The following is a 1,426-nucleotide window of genomic DNA, read 5'->3' on the forward strand; positions in this document are numbered from 1 at the left end:
TACTGGTAATCCAAAGCTCCTTAACTCTTTGCACATCGATATTGACAATTGCCCACTTTCTATTCCTATGGATTCGTATTCTCTGCTTTGACTAAGCAGAAACTCAGCTATTGCACTGCTCTCACTTGCAACAACTTCTTCTTTAACAATTTTTCCTTTCTCATCAACGATACTAATAAAAGTTTCTTTGAGTGAGATATCTAACCCGCTATAATATTTCATGAGACTACTCCTACTGTAAAAGTTTAAATTATTTTTGAAGAACCAATTCATTGAATTTGTTACTTCGTGCTAAAATAATGGAGTATGTCTCTCCATCATTCAATCGCAATTACAGTATGTTAGTTGCATTTAAAAGCAGCTAAATTGCAGTATTTAAGACTTAAAAAACGCCAATACTGAAAATAGACAGTGACTGGGGTTTCTTTTGCCTTTTTTTTCATTTGGTAAATTTCTTAATATTCATAGCTAAACGACAATCGTCATCCCGCTACTTGTTAGCGGGATCTAGAGATACCGCGGCGGTATGACGTAGGACTGCTGTCATCCCAGTGCCTCTGTGATGTCATTCCAGTGCTTCTTTTTTTGTCATCCCAGCGTCACGCGCTGGTTTCAACATTATATCATGAACTTTCTAAAATTCATTGAGTTATGCTTTCAAACGGTAGTGCCGGGATGTGAGTATAATAATTATCGGTACATAAAAGTCATAGCAGATAGGCTGGAAGCGGCGAGCGCTGGTGAAGTGAAACGAATAATATTCAATATGCCTCCGCGTTCGATGAAGTCCATGTGCGTGAGTGTTGCGTGGCCTGCATGGATACTGGGAAACCACCCAACTGCGAGAATAATAGTCGCAAGTTACTCTCGGCTGCTTAGCGAAAAGCACTCGCTCGATACAAGATGTATAATGCAGTCTAGTTGGTATAGAGAGCTATTTCCAGAGGTAGAACTATCCAAAGATCAGAATACCAAATACAAATTTTAAACAGTGCAGAGAGGATACAGAATTGCAACGTCCGTTGGAGGAACATTAACCGGTGAAGGCGGTGATTTTATCATTGTGGACGATCCGCTTAGTTCTGCTCAAGCTTTGAGTGAAACGCTTAGAAAGCGTGCCACAAACTGGTTTGATCAGACTTTAGTAACGAGGCTCAACGACAGAAGAAAAGGAGTAATCGTTCTTGTGATGCACAGGCTACACCAGGAGGACTTAACCGGACACCTTCTCTCTAAACCGAAAAACATATGGCATCATATTTGTTTACCAATAATAGCTGAAAATAGGGAGATTATCTATTCAATCAAAAAACCAGCGCCTCCTGTTCCTGTCATCCAAGTATAGCATTTCTCATAATAGTCCGAACAGGTCATAGGAAGGCAGAATCAACAGCACGACGAAAGGATTCGAATAGAGGAATGTTTT

The 1,426-nt window shown here is 40.0% G+C and carries 2 pseudogenes; one reads left to right on the top strand and one right to left on the bottom strand.

Annotated features, from left to right (window positions below):
- A pseudogene (locus tag OZD66_RS02240) lies at positions 1-222 on the bottom strand (IS110 family transposase); the annotation flags it as partial.
- 403 nt (positions 223-625) lie between these two features.
- Here OZD66_RS02240 and OZD66_RS02245 point away from each other — a divergent pair.
- Positions 626-1,342: pseudogene (locus tag OZD66_RS02245) on the top strand (phage terminase large subunit); the annotation flags it as partial.
- Between the last annotated feature and the right edge of the window lie 84 nt (positions 1,343-1,426).

This window comes from Wolbachia endosymbiont of Drosophila baimaii, assembly GCF_028982185.1.
In the GTDB taxonomy this organism is placed as follows: Bacteria; Pseudomonadota; Alphaproteobacteria; order Rickettsiales; family Anaplasmataceae; genus Wolbachia; species Wolbachia pipientis.